This window comes from Salinimicrobium oceani (genome assembly GCF_012037645.1).
The window spans coordinates 1-321 of the sequence record NZ_JAAVJR010001358.1 but is presented as its reverse complement, the minus strand read 5'-3'; the positions used below and the strand labels follow the sequence as shown (position 1 = coordinate 321).

At 39.6% G+C, this 321-nt stretch carries 1 pseudogene; it reads left to right on the top strand.

From position 1 onward, the window contains the following. Positions 1–321: pseudogene (locus HC175_RS22195) on the top strand (hypothetical protein); the annotation flags it as partial.

Here is a 321-nt window from a genome sequence, read left to right as displayed (position 1 = left end):
GAAGATGCAGGCACCCTTGACATTAATGCAGATTATACAGACTCAAACATCCTAAAGGTGGAAAACATAAGCTTCAACAATGATTATGGATCCTTAAAAGTAGAAAGACTAAAGAACATGAAAGGGGAAGGAGATTACCTGGGAATAAAACTGGGACTTGTATACGGTTCTCTGGATATAAATATGGATTACGGCTCCCTTAGCATTCAAAAGATCATGCCCAGCCTTAAAGAAATGAATATCAACAGTGATTACACCGGCATCAAGATAGGATACGACAGGGAGGCAGCCTTTGGTTTTGGAATAAATACCTCTTATGGC